General features: G+C 64.7%; 24 protein-coding genes. 7 read left to right on the top strand and 17 right to left on the bottom strand.

Going from position 1 to position 25,401, the window contains the following annotated elements; translation table 11 throughout:
- Positions 1-2: 2 nt before the first annotated feature.
- Entirely contained in the window at positions 3-497 is a 495-nt protein-coding gene (locus tag ACHAC9_RS05740) for a GlcG/HbpS family heme-binding protein (protein ID WP_435758010.1), read from the bottom strand.
- 118 nt (positions 498-615) lie between these two features.
- Here ACHAC9_RS05740 and ACHAC9_RS05735 point away from each other — a divergent pair, with 118 nt between their 5' ends.
- From ACHAC9_RS05735 to ACHAC9_RS05715, 5 genes are all read left to right on the top strand, one after another.
- Complete coding sequence (locus ACHAC9_RS05735) at positions 616-1,308, top strand: heavy metal response regulator transcription factor (protein WP_435758008.1); 693 nt, start codon at positions 616-618, stop codon at positions 1,306-1,308.
- On the top strand, positions 1,305-2,690 hold the full coding sequence (locus tag ACHAC9_RS05730) for a heavy metal sensor histidine kinase (RefSeq protein ID WP_435758006.1): 1,386 nt from the start codon (positions 1,305-1,307) through the stop codon (positions 2,688-2,690). Before ACHAC9_RS05735 ends, ACHAC9_RS05730 begins: the two co-directional genes overlap by 4 nt.
- Before the next feature lie 198 nt (positions 2,691-2,888).
- A complete protein-coding gene (locus tag ACHAC9_RS05725) occupies positions 2,889-3,650 on the top strand; it encodes a gamma-glutamyl-gamma-aminobutyrate hydrolase family protein (protein ID WP_435758004.1) in 762 nt (253 codons plus the stop codon).
- A 128-nt stretch (positions 3,651-3,778) separates the two neighbouring features.
- Entirely contained in the window at positions 3,779-5,149 is a 1,371-nt protein-coding gene (locus ACHAC9_RS05720; protein ID WP_435758107.1) for a glutamine synthetase family protein, read from the top strand.
- A 71-nt stretch (positions 5,150-5,220) separates the two neighbouring features.
- Positions 5,221-6,633 (top strand): aspartate aminotransferase family protein, encoded by a 1,413-nt coding sequence (locus ACHAC9_RS05715; protein ID WP_435758105.1) that lies wholly within the window; start codon positions 5,221-5,223, stop codon positions 6,631-6,633.
- A 4-nt stretch (positions 6,634-6,637) separates the two neighbouring features.
- On the opposite strand, the gene ACHAC9_RS05710 is transcribed toward ACHAC9_RS05715, so the two are convergent.
- On the bottom strand, positions 6,638-8,098 hold the full coding sequence (locus ACHAC9_RS05710) for a sodium:solute symporter family protein (RefSeq protein WP_435758002.1): 1,461 nt from the start codon (positions 8,096-8,098) through the stop codon (positions 6,638-6,640).
- Positions 8,099-8,332: 234 nt separating this feature from the next.
- Between ACHAC9_RS05710 and ACHAC9_RS05705 the strand changes: the two genes are divergently transcribed.
- Entirely contained in the window at positions 8,333-9,820 is a 1,488-nt protein-coding gene (locus tag ACHAC9_RS05705; protein ID WP_435758000.1) for an aldehyde dehydrogenase, read from the top strand.
- Positions 9,821-9,946: 126 nt separating this feature from the next.
- Here the strand turns inward: ACHAC9_RS05705 and ACHAC9_RS05700 are convergent, their stop codons facing one another.
- From ACHAC9_RS05700 to hda, 7 genes are all read right to left on the bottom strand, one after another.
- Entirely contained in the window at positions 9,947-10,186 is a 240-nt protein-coding gene (locus ACHAC9_RS05700) for a hypothetical protein (protein WP_435757998.1), read from the bottom strand.
- A 28-nt stretch (positions 10,187-10,214) separates the two neighbouring features.
- Complete coding sequence (thpR, locus tag ACHAC9_RS05695) at positions 10,215-10,727, bottom strand: RNA 2',3'-cyclic phosphodiesterase (RefSeq protein ID WP_435757996.1); 513 nt, start codon at positions 10,725-10,727, stop codon at positions 10,215-10,217.
- A 3-nt stretch (positions 10,728-10,730) separates the two neighbouring features.
- Positions 10,731-11,588 carry a 3-methyl-2-oxobutanoate hydroxymethyltransferase gene (gene panB / locus ACHAC9_RS05690; RefSeq protein ID WP_435757994.1) on the bottom strand — a complete coding sequence of 286 codons (858 nt, stop codon included), beginning with the start codon at positions 11,586-11,588 and terminating at the stop codon, positions 10,731-10,733.
- A 136-nt stretch (positions 11,589-11,724) separates the two neighbouring features.
- Positions 11,725-12,198, bottom strand: coding sequence for a 2-amino-4-hydroxy-6-hydroxymethyldihydropteridine diphosphokinase (gene folK, locus ACHAC9_RS05685; protein WP_435757992.1), 474 nt, complete (start codon positions 12,196-12,198; stop codon positions 11,725-11,727).
- On the bottom strand, positions 12,195-13,586 hold the full coding sequence (gene pcnB / locus ACHAC9_RS05680) for a polynucleotide adenylyltransferase PcnB (RefSeq protein ID WP_435757990.1): 1,392 nt from the start codon (positions 13,584-13,586) through the stop codon (positions 12,195-12,197). The genes folK and pcnB overlap by 4 nt, the downstream gene beginning before the upstream one ends.
- Positions 13,579-14,253: an HAD family hydrolase gene (locus ACHAC9_RS05675; protein ID WP_435757988.1), complete on the bottom strand. Its 675-nt coding sequence runs from the start codon at positions 14,251-14,253 to the stop codon at positions 13,579-13,581. Before ACHAC9_RS05675 ends, pcnB begins: the two co-directional genes overlap by 8 nt.
- The gene (gene hda / locus ACHAC9_RS05670; RefSeq protein WP_435757986.1) at positions 14,250-14,945 is read right to left on the bottom strand and encodes a DnaA regulatory inactivator Hda; all 696 of its coding nucleotides are present in this window, start codon (positions 14,943-14,945) and stop codon (positions 14,250-14,252) included. Before hda ends, ACHAC9_RS05675 begins: the two co-directional genes overlap by 4 nt.
- Positions 14,946-15,206: 261 nt before the next feature.
- On the opposite strand from hda, the gene purM reads away from it, so the two are divergent.
- Complete coding sequence (gene purM / locus ACHAC9_RS05665; protein WP_435757984.1) at positions 15,207-16,250, top strand: phosphoribosylformylglycinamidine cyclo-ligase; 1,044 nt, start codon at positions 15,207-15,209, stop codon at positions 16,248-16,250.
- Positions 16,251-16,628: 378 nt separating this feature from the next.
- Here purM and ACHAC9_RS05660 read toward each other — a convergent pair whose 3' ends face one another.
- From ACHAC9_RS05660 to ACHAC9_RS05625, 8 genes are all read right to left on the bottom strand, one after another.
- Positions 16,629-18,656, bottom strand: a complete 2,028-nt coding sequence (locus ACHAC9_RS05660; RefSeq protein ID WP_435757982.1) for an alpha/beta fold hydrolase — start codon at positions 18,654-18,656, stop codon at positions 16,629-16,631.
- 89 nt (positions 18,657-18,745) lie between these two features.
- Complete coding sequence (locus ACHAC9_RS05655) at positions 18,746-19,096, bottom strand: alpha/beta hydrolase family protein (protein WP_435757980.1); 351 nt, start codon at positions 19,094-19,096, stop codon at positions 18,746-18,748.
- Entirely contained in the window at positions 19,051-19,338 is a 288-nt protein-coding gene (locus tag ACHAC9_RS05650) for an alpha/beta hydrolase family protein (protein ID WP_435757978.1), read from the bottom strand. Before ACHAC9_RS05650 ends, ACHAC9_RS05655 begins: the two co-directional genes overlap by 46 nt.
- A gap of 16 nt (positions 19,339-19,354) precedes the next feature.
- Positions 19,355-20,578, bottom strand: coding sequence for a 6-phosphofructokinase (locus ACHAC9_RS05645; protein ID WP_435757976.1), 1,224 nt, complete (start codon positions 20,576-20,578; stop codon positions 19,355-19,357).
- A gap of 82 nt (positions 20,579-20,660) precedes the next feature.
- On the bottom strand, positions 20,661-22,709 hold the full coding sequence (locus ACHAC9_RS05640; RefSeq protein WP_435757974.1) for a sodium:solute symporter family protein: 2,049 nt from the start codon (positions 22,707-22,709) through the stop codon (positions 20,661-20,663).
- Positions 22,706-23,041 carry a DUF4212 domain-containing protein gene (locus ACHAC9_RS05635; RefSeq protein ID WP_435757972.1) on the bottom strand — a complete coding sequence of 112 codons (336 nt, stop codon included), beginning with the start codon at positions 23,039-23,041 and terminating at the stop codon, positions 22,706-22,708. The genes ACHAC9_RS05640 and ACHAC9_RS05635 overlap by 4 nt, the downstream gene beginning before the upstream one ends.
- Positions 23,031-24,590, bottom strand: coding sequence for a sensor histidine kinase N-terminal domain-containing protein (locus ACHAC9_RS05630; protein ID WP_435757970.1), 1,560 nt, complete (start codon positions 24,588-24,590; stop codon positions 23,031-23,033). The genes ACHAC9_RS05635 and ACHAC9_RS05630 overlap by 11 nt, the downstream gene beginning before the upstream one ends.
- On the bottom strand, positions 24,587-25,297 hold the full coding sequence (locus ACHAC9_RS05625) for a response regulator transcription factor (RefSeq protein ID WP_435757968.1): 711 nt from the start codon (positions 25,295-25,297) through the stop codon (positions 24,587-24,589). Before ACHAC9_RS05625 ends, ACHAC9_RS05630 begins: the two co-directional genes overlap by 4 nt.
- Positions 25,298-25,401: the final 104 nt, after the last annotated feature.

Below are 25,401 nucleotides of genomic sequence, written 5' to 3'. Positions count from 1 at the left end.
GATCAGTTGCTGAGTGCGCGTTCGAAGGTGGGGTAAGCGGCGATGGCAGCGACTGCGCAGGCATGGTCGTTGAGCGCGCCGCCGCCGCCGGCCACCCCGATCGCGCCGACGACCTGGCCCTCGGCGCGCAAGGGCAGGCCGCCGCCGAGCAGCAGCAGTTCGGGCAGGCTCGCCAGGTTGCGTGCGTCCGGCTCTGCGGCGGCATTGCGTGCCAGCTCGAGCGTGCTGCTGCGGGTCGACAGCGCGGTATAGGCTTTTCTCCGGCTGGCCTCGGTGTTGTGGGGACCGACGCCGTCGGCGCGCTGCACGGCCACTAGGTTGCCGCCGCGGTCGACGACCGAGACGACGATGGCGCGGCCTTGCTTACGGCAGGCGTCGATGGCTGTATGGGCGAGACTGTTGGCGGCATCGAGCGACAGGTCGGCTGAGCGTGGCAGCGCGGCGCAGGCGGGCGGGGCCAGCAAGGCGGCGCACAGCGTCAGTGAAAATTTGGTCATGCTGCTCCTTCGATCAGGTGAAGCCGCTACTCTACGGAGCCAGTGGCGACGCCAGCCTGACGCGAAGATGACAATCCCGTCATGTTCGGCGCACCCCCGGCGCCTTAAAATGGGCGGTATGCACATCCTCATCATCGAAGACGAGCCGAAGACCGGCGACTACCTGCAGCGCGGCCTGCGCGAGTCCGGTTTTAGCGCCAGCCTCGCGCGCAACGGGCGCGACGGCCTGCATCTCGCGAGCGAGGAAGAGGTCGACCTGGTCGTGCTCGACGTGATGCTGCCACGCATGAACGGCTGGGAAGTGCTGGCGCAGTTGCGTGCGTGCGAAGCCACGGCGCAGTTGCCGGTGCTGTTCCTGACCGCGCGCGACGAGGTGCAGGACCGCGTCCGGGGTCTCGAGCTGGGGGCCGACGACTACCTGGTGAAACCGTTTGCGTTCGTCGAACTGGTGGCGCGCATCCGCAGCTTGCTGCGGCGCGCGCCGGTGCGCGAGGACGAACTCTTGTCCATCGGCGACATGGACATCGATGTCGTCAAGCGCACGGTCAGGCGCCAGGGCCGGCCGGTCGTGCTCACCGCCCAGGAATTCAAGCTGCTGCATTTGCTGGCGCGGCGCCAGGGCCAGGTGCTGTCGCGCGCGCTCATCGCATCGACGGTCTGGGACATGAACTTCGACAGCGATACGAACGTCATCGACGCGGCGATCCGGCGCCTGCGCCGCAAGCTCGACGACCCGTTTCCGCTCAAGCTGATCCATACCCGGCGCGGCATGGGCTATGTCTGCGAAGCGGCGCCGGAGCCAGGCGCATGAAAGGGTCGCTGACCCTGCGCGTCAGTCTTGCGTTCGTCCTGATCGTGGCGCTCAGCGCGGCCGGCCTCGGCCTGTATTTATATCGCGCGTTTGTCGGCGAGATCGTGCGCCGCGACGACATCGCCCTGCGCGGCAAACTGCGCCAGGTCCAGCAGCTGCTCGGCAGTCCGGACGCGCAGGACCTGGTGCGCGAGCGCCCGCAGTACTTCCGCGACACGATGAGCGGGCAGGAGAACTCGCTGGTGCGCATCACCGGCGCCAATGGGGAGGTGCTGCTCGACATTAATCCGCCGGGCGAACGCTATCCGGCGGCCGGCGATCCGGCGGCCGGCGCTCCGGCGTCGCGCACCGCGATCCTGGCGTGGACGGGCCGCGCCGGGGCGCCAGGCCAGGCCGTATCCGGGATGGCGCGCCTGGGAGGGCAACAGCCGGTGCACATTACCGTGGCGCGCGTGTATGCCGACCGCACGGCCATGTTCTCGCGCTACCGGCAACAGATCGTGCTGGCCTGCTCGCTGGCAGCCCTCCTGGCCGGCCTGCTGGCCGCGCTGATGCTGGCCCATGGATTGCGGCCCCTGCGCGCGATCGCCGCCCACGCCACCCTGGTGCGGCCGGGGCGGCTCGATAGCCAGCTCGACAGCGCAAACGCACCGAGCGAGCTGCGCCCGCTGATCCTTGCCCTGAATGCGATGCTGGTGCGCCTGCACGATGGCTATACGCGCCTGTCGGGTTTCTCCGCCGACCTTGCACACGAGTTCCGTACCCCGGTCAACAACCTGCTGGGCCAGACCCAGGTGGCGCTGGCGCAGCGGCGCAGCGCGGACGACTACGAGGATCTGCTGGCATCGAACGTGGAAGAACTGGAACGCCTGTCGCGCATGGTCGACAGCATGCTGTTCCTGGCGCGCGCCCAGCAGGAAGACGTGGCGCCGGTGCGCCAGCCGCTGGCCATCGAGGAGGAGTTTGCACGCATGCGCGAATTTTTCGAGGGCATGGCCGAGGAGCGCGGTGTGACCCTCTACTGCGACGGCAGCGGCGCCGTGCAGGCCGATGCCCAACTGCTGCGCCGGGCGCTGGCCAACCTGCTGTCGAATGCGATCCGCCATGCGCAGCCCGGCAGCGTGGTCACGCTGGCGGGAGCCGCGAACGGCGACTGGACCGAGCTGTCGGTGACGAATACGGGCGATCCGATCGACGCGCGCGACCTGCCGCACTTGTTCGAGCGCTTCTACCGCGCCGACGCAGCGCGCAGCGCGGGTGCCGGATCGACCGGACTGGGACTATCGATCGTGCGTGCCATCATGGGGCTGCACGGTGGCCGCGCCGAAGTGCGGCAGACACCCGGCGCGACCACTTTCGTGCTGCTGTTTCCGCTCGCGTAGCGGCGCTGGCCCGGTTCGTGTTGGCATCATTCTGCAATTGCCGTTAAACTTTTGCCATGAAAACGCGACTTTTTTAGCAGATCGGCACGGCGCTTGCGAGGTATCGGCGTCCTGTTTGATCTGGATTAAGGGCTACTCGCGCTCGGACCAGATAGCTCGTATGATGGTCTCAGTGCGCTCCATCACAAGGTAGAAACCATGCGCCCCATCGTCATTGTTCCAGCTTGCACGCGTGACTTCGGCGAACACCCGTATCACGCGGCCCAGCACAAGTATGTCGACGCCATCGTCCTCGGCGCCGACTGCGCGCCCATGATCCTGCCCTCGCTTGGCAAGGACCTCGATCTGGAGACCATGCTGCAGCTGTGCGACGGGATCATGCTCACCGGTTCTGCTTCGAATGTGCACCCCAGCTATTACTCGCAAGAGGTGCTCGACCCGTCCCTGCCGCAAGACCCTGCGCGCGACGAAACGACTTTGCCGCTGATCCGTGCGGCAGTCGGACGGGGCATTCCGATCATCGCGATCTGCCGCGGTTTCCAGGAGATGAACGTGGCGCTCGGTGGCTCGCTGCACCAGGCGGTGCAGCTGGTGGAAGGCAAGTTCGACCACCGCGAAAAAGCCGAACTCGGCATGGATGAGCAATATGGCGATGCCCACAAGATCACGCTGACCCCGGGCAGCATGCTGCACGGGATTATCAAAGCCGATGAAATTCCCGTCAATTCGCTGCACGGGCAGGGTGTCAACGAACTGGCGCCGGGACTGATCATCGAAGCGGTCGCCGAAGATGGCCTGGTCGAAGCGTTTTCGGTCGGCGCCGCGCCCGGCTTCACGCTGGCGGTGCAGTGGCACCCGGAGTGGCGCATCACGCACAATCCGTATTCCATGAAGATGTTCGGCGCCTTCGGCCAGGCCTGCCGCGACTACCGCGCCAAACGAAAACAGGGACGCTCATGACCGCCTGCACAAATCGGGTGGCGCGATGGGCGGCTGGCGCCGTTCCTTAGCTCTGCCTCGTTCTCTCCCTACCTACGTGCAGGTGCCGCGTTGCGCCCCTGCGACCCCGAACTGATCAAGAGGCAATGATGGCAATCCGCGAGAATTTTTCCTATACCGACATGGACGAGTGGCTCAATGCCAAGCGCGTCACCGAAATCGAATGCCTGGTCCCCGACCTGACCGGCGTTGCCCGCGGCAAGATCCTGCCGCGGACCAAATTCACCGAAGAGCGCGGCATGCGCCTGCCGGAAGCCGTGCTCGGCATGACCGTCACGGGCAACTCGCCGACGGATGACGAGGCCTACGACCGCGCCATTTCCGCCACCGACCGCGACATGATCCTGAAGGCCGACCCGACGACCATCACCATGGTGCCGTGGGCGGTCGACCAGACCGCGCAGGTGATTCACGACTGCTATTTCGCCAACGGAGAACTGGTCGATTTCGCACCGCGCACGGTGCTGCGCCGGGTCCTCAAATTGTACGAGGACAAAGGCTGGAAGCCGCTGGTCGCGCCCGAACTCGAGTTTTATCTGACGGCCAAGAACATCGACCCCGACCTGCCGCTGGCCGCACCGATCGGCCGCAGCGGGCGCGCCGAAACCAGCCGCCAGGTCTACAGCATCGATGCCGTCAACGAATTCGATCCACTGTTCGAGGACATCTACGATTACTGCGACCTGATGAACCTCGACGTCGACACCCTGATCCACGAGATCGGTGCCGGCCAGATGGAAATCAACTTCCAGCACGGCGATCCGCTCGGCCTGGCCGACAAGGTGTTCTATTTCAAGCGCACCCTGCGCGAGGCTGCGCTGAAACACGACATGTACGCCACCTTCATGGCCAAGCCGATGGCGGGCGAACCGGGTTCGGCGATGCACGTGCACCAGAGCGTGGTCGACGCCACGACCGGACGGAATATCTTCAGCGACGGGGACGGCAACGCATCGCCGCTGTTCCACCAGTACATCGGCGGCCTGCAGCGCTACATGCCGTCGGCCATGGCGATCATCGCGCCTTACGTCAACTCGTACCGCCGCATCGTGCGCCACACGGCCGCACCGATCAACCTGCAATGGGGCATCGACAACCGCACCGTGGGCTTCCGCGTGCCGGTATCGGGCGCCCAGGACCGCCGCATCGAGAACCGCATCATTGGCGCCGATGCCAATCCCTACCTGGCGCTGGCCGTGACCCTGGCCTGCGGTTATCTGGGCATGGTCGACGCGTTGGCACCAACCCCGATCGTCGAGGGCAGCGCCTACAAGATGCCGGTCGAACTGCCGCAAGGCTTGCCGGAAGCGCTCAATCTGTTGCGCAACGAGGCACGACTGCGTGAAGTGCTGGGCGACCGCTTTATTGATGTGTATTCTGCGATCAAGGAACTCGAGCACCAGGAGTTCATGACCGTCATCAGCCCATGGGAGCGCGAGCACCTGCTGTTGCACGTTTGACCAAGCTTTTTTAAACCAAAAAACGAGGTGCCATCATGGCAACCGACGATACGGCGGTCCTTGCCGCCAGCATGATCTGCGCGGGTGTACCGGACGTGGAAACGTTCGACACCCGCGCCATCCAGGAACTCGACGCGGCGCATTTCCTGCACCCCTTCACCGACCATGCCGCGCTGCGCGAGAAGGGCGTGCGCGTGATCGTGCGCGGGCAGGGCGTTCACTTGTGGGATTCCGAAGGCCGCCAGCTGATCGACGGCATGTCGGGGCTGTGGTGCGTGAACGTGGGCTACGGGCGCACCTCGATCTCGCAGGCGGTGTACCGGCAGATGGAAACGCTGCCCTTCTATAACAGCTTCTTCAACACCACCAACGTTCCGGCCGTGCAGCTCGCGGCCGAACTGGTGGCGCTCGCGCCGCCGCAGTTCAGCCACGTGTTCTTCACCGGCTCCGGTTCGGAAGCGAACGACACGATCGTGCGCATGGTGCGGCGTTACTGGGACATCCTCGGCCAACCCGAGCGCCAGGTCATCATCAGCCGCAAGAACGCCTACCACGGCAGTACGGTGGCAGGAGCGTCCCTGGGCGGCATGGAGGGCATGCATGCCCAGGGCGGCCTGCCGATCCCGGGCATCCGCCACATCGACCAGCCCAGCTATGCGCAGCACGGCGCAGGACTCGACGAAAACGCGTTCGGGCTGGTGGCGGCAGGCTGGCTGGAGGACGAGATCCTCGCGCTCGGCGCTGACAAAGTGGCCGCCTTCATCGGCGAACCGGTGCAGGGCGCCGGCGGCGTCATCATCCCGCCGCCGACCTACTGGCCGGAGGTGCAGCGCATCTGCGACAAGTACGGCATTTTGCTCGTGGCGGACGAAGTCATCTGCGGGTTCGGGCGGCTCGGCACCTGGTTCGGCTCGGAACTGATGGGGATGCGTCCCGACCTGATCAGTTTTGCCAAGGGCGTCACGTCCGGCTATATACCGCTCGGCGGCGTACTGGTCGGCAAACGCGTGGCGCACGCGCTGGTCGAACAAGGCGGCGATTTCAATCACGGGTTTACCTATTCGGGCCACCCCGTCGCCTGCGCCGCGGCGCTGGAAAACCTGCGCATCCTGAAGGGCGAGCGCCTGGTCGAAAAAGTGGCGCTCGAGACCGGGCCGCATTTGAAGGCGGCGTTCAACGAGCTGGCGACGCATCCGCTGGTGGGACACGCCGAGAGTTGCGGCATGGTGGCGGGACTGAACCTGGTGCGCGAGAAGGGGCCGACCGTGCACGCCTGCGTGCCGTTCGACCCCGCGTTGCAGGTCGGGATGCTGTGCCGCGGTCACATGTTCGACAACGGCGTCATCATGCGCGCCGTCGGCGACCGCATGATCGTGGCGCCGCCGCTGGTGATGACGAAAGCGGAGATCGACGAGATGGCGGCGCGGATCCGGACTTGCCTGGATTTGACGCTGGCCGATGTGAAGGCCCGCGGCTGGATCTAATCCGTCAAGCACCCACCCCAATCGTCTTCGACTTCTCCGTCCGGTTTTTCAGCACCTGCGGCGCCAGCGAGCCAATGAACATGCCCGCAAACGCCGCGATCAGCCCCGCCAGCTGGCCCGGGAACGCCTCTCCCAGCGAAGAGATCTGCGGGAAGAACAGGATCCACACGAACAAGCCCGCGCCGATCGACAGGATCGCGCCCTGGGTCGTCGCGCGCTTCCAGTACAGGCCCATCACCAGCGGCACGAACGCGGCCACCAGCGTCACCTGGTAGGCCGACGACACCAGTTCATAGATCGAGGTGCCTTCCATCGCGATCGCATACGCCAGCACCAGGGCGGCGAAGACGACGATGGTGACGCGCATCGCGAACAGTTGCTGCTTGTCGTTCATGCCCGGGCGCAGGTTCTTCAGGATGTTTTCCGTAAAACTGGTCGATGGCGCCAGCAGCGTGGCCGACGAGGTGCTCTTGATGGCCGAGAGCAGGGCGCCGAAGAACAGGATCTGCATGATGAGCGGCATCTTGGTCATCACGAAGGTCGGCAGCAGGCGCTGGTAGTCGTTCTTGGCGATGTCGAGCGCATTGTCGCCCATCACGACGACCGCGGCGGCGACGATGAACATCGGCACGAAGCCGAAGATGATGTAGCTGGCGCCGCCGATCACGGCGCCGGTGCGCGCGGTCGGCGCATCCTTGGCCGACATCACGCGCTGGAACACGTCCTGCTGCGGGATGCTGCCGAACATCATCGTAATCGCCGCGCCGATGAAGAACGCGATATCGGTGAAGGTCGGTTCCGGCCAGATGCGCCACAGGTCGGCGTGCGTGGCCATGTCGAGCACCCGGCCGGCGCCGCCGGCCAGGTCGGCGGCGAACAAGGCGATGATCGACATGCCGACCACCAGCACGATCATCTGGATGAAGTCGGTGAGCGCCACGGCGAGAAAACCGCCGACCACCACATAGATCAGCACGGCGAGCGTGCCGATCACCATGCCCACGGCGGGCGCCATCGCGCCGTTCGTCAGCACCGAGAACACGAGACCGAGCGCCGTGATCTGGGCCGCAACCCAGCCGAGGTAACTGAGGATGATGGCCACCGAGCAGAAAATCTCGATGCCCTTGCCGTAGCGCTCGCGGTAATAGTCGCCAATGGTCAGCAGATTGAGCTTGTATAACTTGGTCGCGAAGAACAGGCCGACCAGGATCAGGCAGGTGCCGGCGCCGAACGGGTCTTCGATCACGGCGTTCAGGCCGCCCTGTACGAACTTGGCGGGCACGCCCATCACGGTCTCGGCGCCGAACCAGGTGGCGAAGGTGGTGGTAATCACCATGATCAAGGGCAGGCTGCGTCCGGCAACGGCGAAGTCACTGGTATTCTTGATGCGCGTACCCGCCCAAACCCCCAGCGCCAGCGTGCCCAGCAAATAGATCGCGACACAGGTAATCAAGGTGTAGTTCATGGTGGTGACTGCTCCGGGGCTACGAGGGCCTGACAAAACTTCCATGGCAACGTTGCATCGTCTCTCCGTACCAGCGTACTGTCTTCGACGATGCGCCTTGCCCTGAAATTTTTGTCAGGCCCTCTAAATATTATCGGGCGGAAAAATGGGCGATTATAGCGGCAGAACTCCGGCGCCGGCTCACGTCGCCGCCGTTTTTCCGCGTGTTTTACTCACTTTGGAAGGAACACTGGCATGTCAACAACACCATGGCACGAACGTGCCGCCCAACTGGCGATCGACGGACGCGCTTTCATCCATGGCGCGCGGATTGAGGCCCGCTCGGGAGCGCGTTTCGATTGCCTGTCCCCGGTCGACGGCCGCAAGCTGGCAGAGGTTGCGCGCTGCGACGGCCTCGACGTTGACGCTGCCGTGGCTAGCGCCCGCGCGGCCTTCGAGGACCGGCGCTGGGCCGGCAAGGCGCCGGCCGAACGCAAGAAGATCCTGATCCGCTTCGCCGACCTGATGCTGGCCAACCGCGACGAGCTGGCGCTGCTGGAAACCCTCGACATGGGCAAACCGATCCGCTACAGCCGCAGCGTCGACGTACCGGCGGCGCAGAACTGCATCCGCTGGTATGGCGAAGCGATCGACAAGATTTACGACCAGGTCGCGCCCACCGGGGAGCAGAGCCTGGCCCTGATCACGCGCGAGCCGGTCGGCGTGGTGGCGGCCATCGTCCCCTGGAATTACCCGATGCTGATGGCATCATGGAAGATCGGCCCGGCGCTGGCCGCCGGCAACAGCCTGGTCCTGAAACCGTCGGAAAAGTCGCCTCTCTCCGCACTGCGCCTGGCCGAACTGGCGCTCGAGGCCGGCGTGCCGGCGGGCGTCTTCAATGTCGTGCCCGGCTTTGGCGAGGAGGCAGGGCGTGCGCTGGGGCTGCACATGGATGTCGACTGCATCGCGTTTACCGGTTCCACGCGCACCGGCAAGCAGATTCTGCAAATGGCGGGTCAGTCGAACCTGAAACGCGCCTGGACGGAGCTGGGCGGCAAGTCGGCGAATATTGTCTGCGCCGATTGCCCGGATCTTGATGCGGCCGTATCCGCCGCCATCGGCTCGATCTATTTCAACCAGGGAGAAAGCTGCAACGCACCTTCGCGCCTGTTCGTCGAAGCGTCGATCAAGGATGCCTTCCTGGACAAGGCTTTAACAATGATCCCGGACTTCGCCCCGGGCGACCCGCTCGATGAAGCGACGGTGATGGGCGCGATCGTCGACCCGATCCAGATGAAGACCGTGCTCGGCTATATCGAAGCCGGCCAGGCAGAGGGGGCACGTCTGCTGGCCGGCGGGCGCGCGGCCCGGGTGGACAGTGGCGGGCTGTACATCGAGCCGACGCTGTTCGACGGCGTCGACGCGTCGATGCGCATCGCGCGCGAGGAAATCTTCGGGCCGGTGCTGTCGGTGCTGTCGTTCACCGAGCTGGACGAGGCGGTACGCCAGGCCAACGCCACGCCCTATGGCCTGGCGGCAGGGATGTGGACGGCGGATATGAATAAGGCGATTCGCACGTCGCGCGCATTGCGGGCGGGTACGGTGCACGTGAACACGTACGACAACGACGACATCACGGTGCCCTTCGGCGGTTATAAACAGTCGGGCAACGGCCGCGACAAGTCGCTGCACGCGTTCGATAAGTACACCGAGTTGAAGACGACCTGGATCCAGGTGGGGTGAAAGAGGAAAAGCGAAAAAAGCGGGATCGCGTCGGCGATACCCGCGTCGGTGGGTGAAGTCAGCCGGTTATGGCTTGTAGTACTTGACGGTGCTCATCGCCGCGCCGGGGCCGGTCAGCGTGATCTTCTAGCCTTCGGGGAAATAAAAGGTGTTGGCCGAACCGGTGACGGTCGCGGTGGCAGGCGTCGCGCTCGGTTTGAAGACGAAGGTGTTCGAAGCACCCCCGACCGTAACCGTGCCGCCGGCTTGTGCAGCGCCGACCCAGAAATTGTTGAGGTTGCCACCAACGGTCAGGTCGGAATTGCAGCAGACATCCGGTGCGGCGTGAATGAAACGGTTTGTTTGAAGCCCACCAGTCCATCGCATAAATTGTGTTCGTAACGCAACTCTGCGATCAGTATTGCTGCAATACCGTATAGCCCCCGCCATCACCAGGCGTCGACTCCACCAGCGCATAGCCGCCGATCTTCCAGATCAGCGGTTCGGCCTCGGACGGTACGACCGCATTGCTGGCGCGCCGCGCCAGCGTCACGTGCGGTTTGTAGCTGCGCGCTTCGGGCTGCACGCCGAGCGCCCCCAGGGCAGAGGACAGGTTCGCGTGGAGTTCCAGCAGTTCGGGCGGTTCGGTATGGGGCTCGAGCACGGCGATCCCGTGCGGCCAGAGTTTTGGCGCCCTGATCGACAAGGTAAATGGCGTGAACGGCACGGCGAAGCCACGCCGCAGTGCCGGCACCCGTTCGCTCGGCACCGCGCCGAGAAAATGCAGCGTCAGGTGCAGCTTGTTGGTGTGGACCGGGCTGGCGCCGCGTGGCCAGTCCCAGGCGTCGCGCCGCTCGCGCAGTAGGTGGCGGATCGCGGGATCCGGCCACAGCGCCAGGAACAGCCGAGAGTTCGCAGCGCTGTCCATTTTTTAAAAACAGTGTTCCTGTGCCGGGAAGCTGCCATCCTTGACGCCGCCAACGTAGGCACGCACAGCCGCTTCGACGCTCGTTTGGCCTTCCATGAAGTTCTTCACGAAGCGCGCCTTGTGGCCTGGGAAAACGCCCAGCATGTCATGCATGACCAGCACCTGGCCCGAGCAGTCGGGACCGGCGCCGATGCCGATCGTCGGCACTTGCAGCAATTCGGTCGTTTCCTTGCCCAGCGCCGCAGGCACCGCCTCTAACAGCACGATCGCCGCGCCCGCTGCCTGCAGGGCCAGCGCATCGTTCTTCAGGCGCTCGGCACCTTCGTTGGTCTTGCCCTGCACCTTGAAGCCGCCCAGCTGGTGCACGAATTGCGGGGTCAGGCCGATGTGGGCGCAGACGGGAATGCCGCGCTCGGAGAGGAAGGACACGGTCTCGGCCAGCCAGGCGCCGCCTTCGATCTTGACCATCTGGGCGCCGGCGCGCATCAGCGCGGCGGCGCTCTCGAAGGCGATTTCCTTGGTGGCGTAACTGCCGAACGGTACGTCGGCCACCAGCAGCGCGTTCTTGTTGCCGCGTGCAACCGAGGCCGTGTGATAGGCCATGTCGGCCAGCGTGACCGGCAAGGTCGACGAGTGGCCGGCGCAGACCATGCCGAGCGAGTCGCCGACGAGCAGGATGTCGACGCCGCAGCGGTCCATCAGGGACGCGAAGCTGGCGTCGTAGCAGGTCAGCATGGCGATCTTGGTGCCGGCCGCACGCATCGCCTGCAGCGCTGGAATCGTCACCGCCTTGGCCACAGGTTTCACCGGCGCAGCTGCTTCGCTGCCCGTCATTTCCTTGCCCTGCAAATAAGCGCTCATGGTGATCCTTTTGAAAACAAATAATTCGACGAAACAGTGTAATGCGGTGGCGGAAATCGTGCCGAACTTACCACTTTTTAGCTCGGAAAAATAAATTCCATGGCGTTCCGGACAAATGGGCGCGCATCTCAACTACTTAGCCGAGGCGGACGATGGCCTGGTCGGCCACGCCTGCCAGAAAATCGGCGGCGCGGCCGCGCCCCGGGATCGCGATGTCCGGCGCAAGTTCGAGCAGCGGCGCCAGCACGAAGGCGCGCTCGTGCATGCGCGGGTGCGGCACGCTCAAGCCCGGGGTATCGATGACCTGGTCGCCGTACAACAACAGGTCGAGGTCGAGCGTGCGCGGGGCATTGCGGTAGGGCCGTTCGCGGCCGTGGGCCGTCTCGATCGCCTGCAGGCTTGCCAACAAGGCATGCGCCTCGAGTGTGGTATCGACCAGGGCGACCGCATTGATGTAGTCATCGCCAGAGGAATCGATCGGCGCAGTGCGCCACAGGCTGGAAGAGGCGACCAGGCGGCAGCCGGGCTGCGTCTCCAGGCGCGCAAGGGCATCGGCCACGTTGGCGCCTGCATCGCCCAGATTGGCGCCGATGCCCACGAGCGCGATCACTCTTCGGCTACCCCCGCGCCTGCGCCTGCGCCGGCCGGCGCGTTGGTAGCGTCGGCAGTGCGGCTGCGCGGCGCGCGGCGCGGTGCACGCTTCTTCTTTTCGCCGGCAACCGGCGCCGGACGGTTGGCCTCTGTGATCAGGCGTTCACGTTCGCCCGCTTCGGCTTCATAGAAGGCAGTCCACCATTCGCCCAATTCCATGTCCAGCTCGCCCGACTCGCAGCGCAGCAGCAGGAAATCGTAGCCGGCGCGGAAGCGTGGGTTTTCCAGCAATTTGTGGGGCGCCTTGCCGTTGCGGCGCTCGAAACGCGGCTGCATGGCCCAGATGTCGCGCATGTCGGTGGCGATGCGGCGCTGCAGGGCCAGGTTGTCGGTCTGGGTGTCGAGCACCGCGTCGGCGGCCAGGTGCAGGGCCGGGATCGGCGCTTCGCCGGCGGCGCGGTAGGCATTCCACTTTTCCAGCACCTGATGCCACAGCAAGGAGGCGAACAGGAAGCCCGGCGACACACCCTTGCCGGCTTTGACACGCGAATCCGTGGATTCGAGCGCCAGCGTCACGAACTTCATGCCGATCGGCTGCTCCAGCACGACGTCGAGCAGAGGCAGCAAGCCATGGTGCAGGCCGGCCGAACGCAGCTCTTTCAGACAAGCCAGTGCGTGGCCCGACAGCAGCAATTTCAGCATCTCGTCGAACACGCGCGCGGCCGGCACGTTGTCGATCAGCGGCGCCATCACGGGAATCGGCGCGCGCGTGGTCGGCTCGATGGTAAAGCCGAGCTTGGCGGCGAAGCGCACCACACGCAGCATGCGCACCGGGTCTTCGCGGTAGCGCGCTTCCGGCACGCCGATGATGCGCAGGATTTTTTCGCGGATGTCGGCGATGCCGCCGTGGTAGTCGAGCACGATCTGGTTGGCCGGATCGTAGTACATCGCGTTGATGGTGAAATCGCGGCGCGCGGCGTCTTCGTGCTGCGGACCGAAGTTATTGTCGCGCAGGACGCGGCCGTGTTCGTCTTTCGGTGCGTTGTTGCTGCCGTTGCCGCGGAAGGTCGTCACTTCCAGCAGCTCCTGGCCGAACATCACGTGCACGATCTGGAAGCGGCGCCCGATGATGAAAGCCCTACGGAACAATTTCTTGACTTGTTCCGGAGTCGCATCGGTGGCGATGTCGAAGTCTTTCGGTTTTACGCCCAGCAGCAGGTCGCGCACGGCGCCACCAACCACAAAGGCTTTGAAACCGGCTTCCTGCAGGGTTTGCGTGAGGCGGATCGCGTTCGGCGACACGAGTTTCAGGTCGATGCCGTGTGCCTCCGCGCCGAGGATGCTCGGCTGGGTAGGATCGCGCTCGTCTTTCACGCCAAGGATTTTACGAATGAATTTTTTAATCATTGAAGAGATGGAGTAAAGGCCAGCCTTGGGCGTTTGCGTGAGTGGCGAGCGCGGCGCTCGGGTTGGTCGCGACCGGGTGAGACACGCTGGAGAGCAGCGGAATGTCGTTGTGCGAATCGCTGTAGAAATGGCTGCTCTCGAAACTGTCGAACGGCCGACCGAGGGAGTCGAGCCAGGCGTGCATGTGCACGACCTTGCCCGGACCCGAAGTCGGGGTGCCGGCCAGCCGGCCGGTCAGCTTGCCGTCGGCATCGGTTTCCGGCATGGCCGCGATATGGTGTTCGACGCCGAACAGCTTCGCGATCGGCGCGGTGACGTAATGGTTGGTGGCGGTGATGATCGCCACCAAGTCGCCGGCGTCGAGGTGGCGCTGCACCAGTGCCAGCGCCGCCGGACGCACGGCCGGTTGAATGACTTCCGCCATGTAGTGCGCGTGCATCGCTTCGAGTTCGCGGCGCGGGAAACGCGCCAGCGTGCCGAGGGCAAATTCGAGGTACTCGACCGGGTCCAGCGTTCCGGCCTGGTACTGGGCGAAAAATCCGTCGTTGCGGCGCGCATATTCAAGCGCGTCGACCGCGCCGATGCGCACCAAAAACTGGCCCCACTCGTAATCCGAGTCGATCGGTAATAAGGTGTGGTCGAGGTCAAACAGGGCGAGCTTGTTCATTCTTTGGATTCCGACTGCGCGGCATCGGCCGGCGGTTGTGCCAGCAGCAGGTCGCGCAGCAGCGGCAGCGTGACCGGACGCTGGGTTTCAAGCGAGTACTGGTCGAGTGCGTCGAGCATCGTCGCCAGCGAGCGCATGTCGCGCTTGAAATGGGACAGCAAGTAGGGTAACACGCTGGCCGACAGGGTCAGGCCGCGCGCTTCGGCAGCCTGGGTGAGGGCAGCGATCTTCTGGTCGTCCGACAGGCCGTGGATCAGGTAAATCAGCCCCCATCCCATGCGCGTGCGCAGGTCTTCGCGCACCGGCAGCACGGCTGGCGGCACCGGACCCGTGGACACCATGTAGGCGCCGTGCTCGCGGATCTGGTTGAACAGGGCGAAGGCGTCGATCTGGGCGCCTGGTGCAAGGCGGTCGCAGTCGTCGAGCAGATACAGCGTGATATCCGGGGAAAAGACGAAGTCGGCGCCTGGGGCGTCGGCGGCGATGTAGCGCGAACGGGGCGTTGCGGCCAGCGCTTGCAGCAGGTGGGTCTTGCCGGCGCCCGTATCGCCCCACAGGTAGGCAAAATGCTCGCGCGATGCGCGCTGCGCGAACTGATGCATCAGGTGCGCCAGTTCGGCGTTTTCCCCGACCTGGAAGGTATCGAGGCTGTGCGCCGGATCGGCGCCTAAGTCGAGCACCAGCTGTTTCATGGCGATCGTGTCATCCTGGAAGTATGGTACGCATCCTGCATTATAGATGCGCTTGCGCCAGTGCCGCCGGAAGCGCCGGCGCGGTCGCCGGCAAGATGTGCTCCGGATGGCGGGAATGAGGGCATGTTTTTATTGTTATCTCGGTTTAGCGGGTTCGGGCCGGGCCGTTTTGTTAGAATAGCGAATTGACTGGAATCAGCGATTGAATCACGCTTGATCCAGTGCACGCCTTCTATTTTACCGCCTCCGCTGCCAAATACCATGAGCCAACCATCTAATGTTTCTCTCTCCTACCGCGACGCGGGTGTCGACATCGACGCCGGCGACGCCCTGGTCGAAGCAATCAAACCGTTTGCCAAGCGCACCATGCGGGAAGGCGTGCTCGGCGGGATCGGTGGTTTCGGCGGGCTGTTCGAGATCAGCAAGAAGTTCAAGGAGCCGGTGCTGGTGTCCGGTACCGACGGCGTCGGCACCAAACTGAAACTCGCCTTTGAGCTGAACCGCCACGACACGGTCGGCATCGACCTGGTCGCGATGAGCGTCAACGACATCCTGGTGCAGGGCGCCGAACCGCTGTTCTTCCTCGATTACTTTGCCTGCGGCAAGCTCGATGTGCCGACCGCCACCGCCGTGGTCAAGGGCATCGCCCAGGGTTGCGAACAGTCCGGCTGTGCCCTGCTCGGCGGCGAGACCGCCGAAATGCCGGGCATGTACCCGGATGGCGAATACGACCTGGCCGGCTTTGCGGTGGGCGCGGTGGAAAAATCGCAGATCATCGACGGCAGCAAGATCGCACCTGGCGACGTGGTGCTGGGCCTGGCCTCGTCGGGCATCCACTCGAACGGCTACTCGCTGGTGCGCAAGATCATCGACGTGGCGAAGCCCGACCTGGAAGCCGATTTTCATGGCCGCAAGCTGTCGGACGTGCTGATGGCGCCGACCCGCATCTATGTCAAGCCGCTGCTGGCCTTGATGGCATCGATGGAAGTCAAGGGCCTGGTGCACATCACCGGCGGCGGCCTGGTCGAAAACATCCCGCGCGTGCTGCAGGATCACCTGACGGCCGTGCTCGACGGTAAATCCTGGACGATGCCGCCGCTGTTCCAGTGGCTGCAGCAGCACGGCGGCGTGGCTGACGCCGAAATGCACCGCGTCTTTAACTGCGGCATCGGCATGACCGTGATCGTCTCGAAAGAGGACGCGGATACGGCCATGGCCCAGCTGCAGGCGGCCGGCGAGACCGTCTACCGCATCGGCGAGATCCGCGCCCGCGAAGAGGGACAGGCGCAGACCGTGGTGCTGTAAGGGCAGCGCGTCATGGCAATAAAAAGGCGCCCGCAGGCGCTAATGCCGTTCAGTTAAGACTGCGGCGGCTGTCTCTCTGCACTGGGCCGTGCAGCGCACAGTTCGATATTCGTAGGGCGGACTCTTGAGTCCACGCGGTACTAGTTCAGCATATCGAAATGAACCACGCAGCCCGACGCGCATATGCACACGCATAGACATAGCGTTGTCCCCAAGCGCTGCGGTATGCAGAGGTATGATAGCGTGGACTCAAGAGTCCACCCTACAGATCGAGAAACTCGCGCTGCGCGACATGGCTCGACACTAGTTTCAATGCGTCGCGTTACGCTTAACTGAACTGCATTAGCCCGCAGGCGCCTTTTTTATTGCCATGAGCGATTACTGCGTCTTCGCCTGCGCGCCGTTGCCGATATGCTTGTCAAGGAATCTCTCGACCCGGCTCCAAAAATCGACCCGGTTCTTCGGCAAGCCCCATCCGTGGCCTTCTTCCTGGTATGCGATCCATTCGACCTGTTTGTTGTGTGGCTTGATCGCCTCGCGGAAACTAAGGCCGTGCGCCATCGGTACGCGGCGGTCGGCGCCGCCGTAGGCCAGCAGCAGCGGCGCCTTGATCTGCGCCACCTGCTGAATTGGAGACGTGGCCTTCAGCTGGGCCGCGTCCTTGACCTGGTCGCCGATCAGTTCCGGCATGCCATATTGCTTCCACTGGTCCGACAGGTCCGAGGTGAAATTCCAGCTGTCGGTATAGAGAACGTTGATGTCGGTCACGCCGGCCCAGCTGACGCCGCATTTGTACAGGTCCGGATCCTTGGCCAGTCCCATCAGGGTGGCATAGCCCCCGTAGCTCGCGCCGGCGATGCAGATGCGCTTCGGGTCGGCGTAGCCCTGGGCAACGGCCCAGCGCGCGCCGTCGGCGATGTCGTCCTGCATCGCCAGTCCCCACTGCTTCCAGCCGGCGCGGAAATGCTTGTTGCCGTAACCTGTGCTGCCCCGATACTCGGGCTCGAGCACGGCGTAGCCACGCGACGCCAGGAACTGGGTAGCCGGATTCCAGCCCCACTGCGTGCCTCGCACATACGGGCCGCCATGCACCAATACCACCAGGGGCGCGTTTTTCGCGCCATTCGCAGGCAGCGTCAGCAGCGCCGGGATTTCCATGCCGTCGCGTGCCTTGTAGCGCACCAGGTCCTGGCGGCCCATGCGCGCCGGATCAATATTCGGAAAGGCGTCGCCGACTTTGTCGATCTCGCCGGTCTTCAGGTTGAACAGGTGGTAAGTGCGCGGCTTGACATCGGAGTAGGACAGCACGAGGGCCCAGTCAGACATGGCTTGCGATGGAAAGGACATCAGGTTGAGCATGCCCGGCAGGGCGGCATCGAGCTTCTTCTGGGCCGCCTGCATGGCGGGGTCGAACCAGGCGATGCCTTCGCCATCGGTGCGCAGGCGTACGCCCAGGATCCGCTCGCCGCTGCGCACCAGGGCGCCGTTGAAGTCGTAGCCCGGCGTCGAGACCACGGGCTCCGGATTGAGCGCGCCGGTGGCGAGGTTGACGGTGTAGAGCGCACTGGTGTCCTTGCCATTGTCGGCCGTAGCGTACAAGGTGCCGTCCTGGCCAAAACCGAGCGGCAGGTATTCGCCGGCGCCGCCCTTGTAGGTTGGGAAACTGGTCAGTACCCGCCACGCGGACGTAGCCGGGTCGCGGTAATGCAGCGTGGTCACACCTTTGTCGCTGAAGCTGGCCAGGCGCGGTTCGCCGTTCTGGTCCAGCATCCAGTCATCGACCCGCCCCGGCCGGGGCACGGTCTGGACCGCACCGCTGAGGGTGTTAAGTCGCAGCAAATTGACAGTGTCGAGTTTGCCGGAGCTATCGTCGAACTGGTAGCTGCTGACATGGATGGATCCGGACTTCTGGTCGCCATGCTGGCGGAGCATGAAGGTATGCCAGGGCTGGATCTTGCGGCTGATCCGGCTGTCGGCTTCGGTTATCAAGGCGGTGCCGCGGCGCTCGGCAAGCTGACGCAGGTTGCCGCCATCGCGGTTGACCGCATACAAGCCGGCGGCCATGAAGCGGCCACCCTGTGCAACTTGCTTGTCGGTGACGTTGAAGACCAGGCGTTCGTCGTTGACCCAGTCGAATTCGAGAATGTCGGCGTCTTCGTAGCCGGCGACCAGCTTGGCCGTCTTGCCCTGCAAATCGATGACGACCAGGTAGTCGCGGCGGCCGGCGGCACCGGAAATGGCGGCAAGATAACGCCCGGTGGGCGAGAGCTCGGCGTTGGCGATGACGGGATTGATGAAGAAGCGCTCAATGGGCAGCGCGGCCGCATCAGGCGCGGCATGCAGCGAAGTGGCGGCGCACAGCAACAGCAGCGCGGCGCCCCGGCGGGCAGCATTGTGTCGGAACATGGACTCTCTCTCGATAGGAACAGGGATGCAGCCACGCTGCGTCGCCTGTCGAGCATAGCAAACCCGGCGCCCTCAAATCTATTGAATTGTCACAACATATTGTCCGACACAAGGCAACCAGTGGGACTGGACTCCCGCTCAGTTCGTCGCGCCGCTGCCGATATGTTTATCCAGGAATTTCTCGACCTTGCCCAGAAATCGACCCGGTTTTGCGGCAGGCTCCAGCCGTGGCCCTCGTCCGCATACTCGATCCATTCGACCTGCCCGTTGTGCGGCTTGACTGCGTCGAGGAACTTGCGGCCGTAGTAGGTAGGCACGCGGCGGTCGCTGCCGCCGTAGGCCAGCAGCAGCGGCGCCTTGATGCGTGGCGCCTGCTGGATCGGGGAGGTGGCTTTCAGCTGGGCCGCGTCCTTGAGCTGGTCGCCGACCAAGTCCGGCATGCCAGGAACTGGGTTTGCCCATTCCAGCCCCATGCCTTGCCGCGCACGTAAGGGCCGCCGTGCACCAGCACCACCAGCGGCGCATTCTTCGCGCCGCCCTCCGGCAGCGTCAGCAGTGCTGGAATCTCCATGCCGTCGCGCGCCTGGTAGCGCACCGGATCCTGCTGGCCCATGCATGACGGATCGATACGCGGGTGCGATTCGCCCACCTTGTCGATCGCGCCCGTCGCGATGTTGTACACGCAGTAAGTGACCGCGTCAGGCTTTGTCCGGATGCAGCACCTTCGCCACCCGCGCCCCGCGCAGGCGGAAGGCATCCGGCATGCGTGATCCGAGCAGCGGGCGCAGGTAGAGGCGGAAGGCGTCGGTCACGTCGGTGCCGCTCTCGCTGATGAATTCGTCTTCCATGGTGCGCGTCTTGCCGGCGACCTGGTCAAGCGGCAGCAGTTCGTAGTCGACCGAATAAAAGCCTGTGCGCCGGATCACGACCGAGCCGTCACTGTCTCCCCACATGGCGAACTGTACCGCCTTTTCCCCGACTTCGCGCGCCTCGCGCTGGTCGACATCCGACACGCAACCGATGAAGGAGCGCTGCAGGTAGCCGAAGGTATCGCCGCGCACGCGCTTGATGCCGAGCCGTGCCTTGATCTCCTCGCACAGCAGGTCGGCAAGCGCGCCGGTGCCGGACAGCTGCACATTGCCGTGCGCATCCTTCTCGATTTCCTTCGCCAGCAAGGTCACGATCGGCTCGCCCGCGGCGTCGTGCACGCCCTCGGAGACGGCGATCACGCAGCGTCCGTAGCGCGCGTAGGTCGCCTTGACGTCGGCGAGAAAACGCTCCAGCTCGAAGACGCGCTCGGGCAAATAAATCAGGTGCGGGCCATCATCGGGAAATTTTTTACCCAAGGCCGAGGCAGCGGTGAGAAAGCCCGCATGCCGGCCCATCACCACGCCCACATACACGCCGGGCAAAGCCGCGTTATCCAGATTGGCGCCGGCGAAGGCCTGGGCGACAAAGCGCGCCGCCGATGGAAAACCCGGTGTGTGGTCGTTGCCGACCAGGTCGTTGTCGATGGTTTTCGGGATGTGGATGCAACGCAGCGGATAGCCGGCCGCGCGCGCTTCCTGGCTGACGATGCGCACCGTGTCGGCCGAGTCGTTGCCGCCGATGTAGAAGAAATGTTCGATCTCGTGCGCGCGCAGCACGTCGAAGATGCGGTGGCAATAGGCCATGTCCGGTTTGTCGCGGGTCGAGCCCAGGGCCGAGGAAGGCGTGGCGGCTACCAGCTCGAGGTTGTGGCTGGTTTCCTGGGTCAGGTCGAGGAAGTCTTCGTTGACGATGCCGCGTACGCCATGCAGGGCGCCGTAGATGCGCGTAACGTTCCGGAAGCGCCGCGCTTCGAGCGTCACGCCGACCATCGACTGGTTGATGACGGCGGTCGGGCCGCCTCCTTGTGCAACGAGGATTTTGCCGGACGACATAGAACCTCCTTCACGCGTGGGCCTTCAGGATAGCATCGGCATCCGGGCGCGGCCATGCGGGCCGGATAACGTCGCTTATCTGCTACTCCGGCGCCCGGATATAGTCGACCAGGCCATTGCTGCCGCGTGCCGGCGGGGCCGTCAGCAGGCTGGCGACGACGACCGCGATGATGCCGGCCGGGACCCCGAAGATACCGGCCGACATCGGCGCGATGGCGAACCAGGCGGCGTCCATCTGCCCGCCCAGCATCGGGTGCGCGCGGATCATGTAATACAGGCAGACCAGGAAGCCCACCGTCATGCCGGCGATCGCCCCGACGTGATTCGCCCGTTTCCAGAACACGCCCAGCACCAGCGGCGGGAACAGGGTCGATGCCGCCAGGGAGAAGGCGGCGCCGACGAGGGACAGGATGTCGGCCGGCTTTTGCGAGGCGGCATACGCCGCAATGAAGGCCACGGCCAGCAGCAGCAGTTTCGAGATCGTCACGCGCTTCTGGGTCGAGGCGCCCGGATCGACGATCTTGTAATACACATCGTGCGAGAGGGCGTTCGAGATCGCCAGCAGCAGGCCGTCCGCGGTAGACAGGGCTGCCGCCAGGCCGCCGGCCGCCACCAGTCCCGAAATCACGTAGGGCAGGCCGCCGATCTCGGGCGTGGCCAGCACCAGCACGTCGCCGTCGATCGCGATTTCCGCCAGCTGCACCAGGCCGTCGCCATTGATGTCGACGACTTGAATCAGGGGATTCACCTTGTCGATGTTGGCCCAGTACGAAATCCAGGTCGGCAGGGATGAAAAGTCGCTGCCGACCAGGCTCGTATAAATATCGTATTTCGCCAGCACGGCGAGCGCCGGAATGCTCAGGTAAATCAGCAGGATGAAGAACAGGGTCCAGAACACCGAGACGCGGGTTTCGTGCACCGAGGGCGTGGTGTAGGAACGCATCAGGATGTGGGGCAGGGCGGCGGTGCCGAACATCAAACAGAACACCAGTGCCAGGAAATTATTCCGGCGTGCATTCGACTCCGCCTCGGTCGCGCCCGGGAAGGGTGTCGCATGCGGCTGCGGCGGCTGGGCCCGTGCCAGCAGGCGCGCGCGCTGTTCGCGCCACAGGCTCTCGGCATCGTCCGCGGTCTTCGGATAGGCCGCCAGCGCGCGCTCGGCGCTGCGCACATCGGCCAGCGACAGGTTGCGCAGGCGCGCCGTGTCGAGGCCCCGCTGCGCGTCGAGCTTGCCCTGTTCCCATGACACAGGCAGGCGGGCGAGACGCTCGCCATAGGCATCGGCCTGCAGCTGGAAGGTGGCCCGCACCTCGCGCTCGCGCGGGTCTTGCGCCAGTTGCGCTTCGCGCTGGGCCAGCTTCGGCAGCACCGAGCCGTAGGCCACCTGGGGAAGGGGATTGTCGGCGTGCTTGACCGACAGCCACATGGTCGGGATCAGGAAGGCGACCAGGATGATGATGTACTGCGCAACTTGCGTCCAGGTGATGCCGCGCATGCCGCCCAGGAACGAGCAGACCAGGATGCTGGCCAGTCCCAGGAAAATGCCCACCGAGAAATCGACGCCGGTAAAGCGGGAAGCGATCAGGCCGACGGCATAGATCTGCGCCACCACGTAGACGAACGAGACGATGATCGTGGCTCCGACCGCTAATGCGCGCACCGGCCCACCGCGCCCACCCGCGCCGCCGCCGTAGCGTACGGCCAGAAAATCGGGAATTGTGTACTGGGCAAACTTGCGCAGGTAGGGCGCGATCAGCAGGGCGACCAGGCAATAGCCGCCGGTCCAGCCCATGATATAGGCGAGGGCATCGAAGCCGGACAGGTACAGGCCGCCTGCCAGGCTGATGAAGCTGGCCGCCGAAATCCAGTCGGCGGCGGTGGCCATGCCGTTGAACAGGGCCGGCACGCGGCGTCCGGCAACGTAGTATTCGGTCACGTTCGAGGTACGGCTGACGACGCCGATGGTGGCATACAGGACGATGGTGGCGAACATGAACAGGTGGCCGATCCACAGGCGCGGCATGCCTTCGTTTTCCAGGATCGTCAGGGCCAGCAGGAAGCCGGCGAAGCAGATGCAGAACCAGGCGTAGTAGCCGGACAGGCGCCGGAAATAGCGCTTCTGGCCGCTCATCCGGCAACCCCGCCGCCGCCCATCGTGCGCGCGTACATGCGGTCAAATTGGCGCATGCGCCAGGCATAGACCCCGATGATGGCCAGGCAGATCAATGCCGCGCCTTGCGCCGCCATGTAGAACGACAGCGGCCAGCCGAAGACGGTGATCTTCGCCAATTCGCGTGCGAAAAATACGGTGCCAAAGCCGGTGGCCAGCCACAGCGCCAGCAACACGAAGGTGAGCCGGCGCGTCCGTCGCCAGTGCGTGGCGCGCGCGGCGATCAGGAGACGCTGGCGCTGCAGCTCGGGGTCGAGCGGGGGCGCGGGAGGTGGAGCGGACTCAGGTGGCATCAAGGTCGTCGTTGACAGGTGGCGGGAAGGTCAGCCGGAACAGGCTGCCGGGGAATTTGGCCGAATCGCTGCGCGGATTGTTGAAAATGTCGACTTCGGCGCCGTGTTGCCCGGCGATCTCGCGCACGATCGCGAGGCCCAGGCCGCTGCCGGGCGTGTTCGAACCGAGGATGCGGTAGAAGCGTTCGAACACGTGGGCGCGCTCGTGCGGGGCGATGCCGGGACCGGTGTCCTCGACTTCGAGCAGCGCATACGCGCCGTCGCGCCGCACCCGCACCGTGACGCTGCCCCCGGCCGGGGTGTAGCGCAGCGCATTGTCGATCAGGTTCGACAGCAGTTCGCGCAGCATCAGGGCATTGCCGGCAATCGTCACGCCTTCGTCCTGGGCCTCGTACCCAAGGTCGATCTGGTGGGCGAACGAGGCCTGCACCCAGTCCTGCACCACGCCGCGCGCCATGAGCGCCAGGTCGATTTCTTCAAACGCCAGGCCGGCATGCGGCTGGTTTTCCGCGCGCGCCAGGGCAAGTAGCTGGTTCACCAGGCGCGTCGCCGATTCCGAACTCTTCGCCAATTGTTCAAGCGAACGGTGAATCTCGTCGGGATCGAGCTGGCGCAGGGCCAGCTCGGACTGCATGCGCATGCCGGCCAGCGGCGTTTTCATCTGGTGCGCGGCGTCGGCAATGAAACGCTTTTGCATGTCGATGGTCTGGGAGAGCCTGCCCAGCATGTCGTTGAGCGAACCGACGAGGGGCGAGATTTCCTCGGGTACCTGGCGCGAATCGATGGGAGACAGGTCGTCCGAGGAGCGCGCGCGAATCCGTTCCTGGAGTTCGGCCAGCGGCGACAGGCCGCGCGAGAGGGCGAACCAGACCAGGGCCAGGATGATCGGCAGGATGATAAACTGGGGCAGGATCACGCCTTTGATGATCTCGTTGGCGAGCAGTGCCCGCTTGTCGAGCGTTTCCGCCACCTGCACCAGGGCCTTGCGCGGGAAGGCGGGCGAGGTGCTGCCGGGTGGCGCCAGCGGGTCGAGGTTGATGTACAAATAGGCCACGCGCAGCGGATTGCCGTTCAGGGCGGCGTTGCGGAAGTGGACCGCGCCATCCTTGTCGGCCTCGTCGTCGTGCGGACGCGGCAGTTCGCTGTCGCCGTCGACATGGCGCCCGGCGGCGTCCAGCACCTGGAAATACACGCTGTCGATATCGTCGGCGCGCAGGATGTCGCGCGCGCTCCCGGGCAGGCGTGTATTGATCGCCCCGTTCTCTTCGCTTACCTGCTGGGCCAGCACCGTGACGCGGTCTTCCAGCGCATGGTCGAACGGTTGATTCGCAATCGATTTCGCGACCAGGTAGGTGATCGCAATGCTCATCGGCCACAGCAACAACAGGGGCGCGAGCATCCAGTCGAGGATCTCGCCGAACAGCGAATGCTGGATGTTTTCTTCGGGCTCGGGATTCGGCGGCACGTACAGCGGCTCGGGCAGCCCGGCCTCAAACCCGGCCAGGGTGCTGTCTTTCAGCCGCTCTTGCTCCTTCGCGCGCTCGGTCACTTCTGCTCGGCGGACTGCCCGGTGCCGGCGCGCGCGGCGTCGGAGTATTTTTCCAGGCAATAGCCCAGGCCGCGCACGGTGGCGATGCGCACCCCGCCGACCTCGATCTTCTTGCGCAGCCGGTGCACATAGACCTCGATCGCGTTGTTCGACACTTCCTCGCCCCATTCGCACAGGTGGTCGACCAGCTGTTCTTTCGAGACCAGGCGTCCGGTACGGGCCAGCAGGATTTCCAGCAGCCCGAGTTCGCGCGCCGACAGGTCGAGCATCTGTTCGTTGATATAGGCGCTGCGTCCGACCTGGTCGTAGACCAGCGGGCCGTGGCGGATCACGGTCGGGCCGCCGCCGGCGCCGCGCCGGGTGAGGGCGCGCACCCGCGCCTCGAGTTCCGACAGGGCGAACGGCTTGGCCATGTAGTCGTCGGCGCCCAGGTCGAGGCCCTCGACACGCTGCTCGACGGAATCGGCCGCGGTGAGGATGAGCACCGGCAGCAGCGAAGCGCGGGCACGCAGGCGGCGCAGCACTTCCAGGCCCGACATCTTCGGCAGGCCGAGGTCCAGGATCAGGAGGTCGAATTCCTGGGTGGACAGGGCCGTGTCGGCATCCTCTCCATTGCGCACGTCGTCGATCGCGTAACCCGACTGGCGCAGTGAGCGCGTCAGTCCATCCGCGAGTACGCTATCATCTTCAGCAAGCAAAATTCGCATAAGATCACCCTGTTATCAATTAGACCTCCCGGCTGTCCTCATTGTGTTTGATTTGGCGCAACAATGCGAGCGTTCCTTTAACAGATGGGCAAAATCACGCTTGC

Source organism: Massilia sp. CMS3.1 (assembly GCF_051262535.1).
Taxonomy (GTDB): domain Bacteria; phylum Pseudomonadota; class Gammaproteobacteria; order Burkholderiales; family Burkholderiaceae_D; genus Telluria.
The sequence above is the reverse complement of the archived record's forward strand: the minus strand, read 5'-3'. Positions and strand labels throughout refer to the sequence as shown.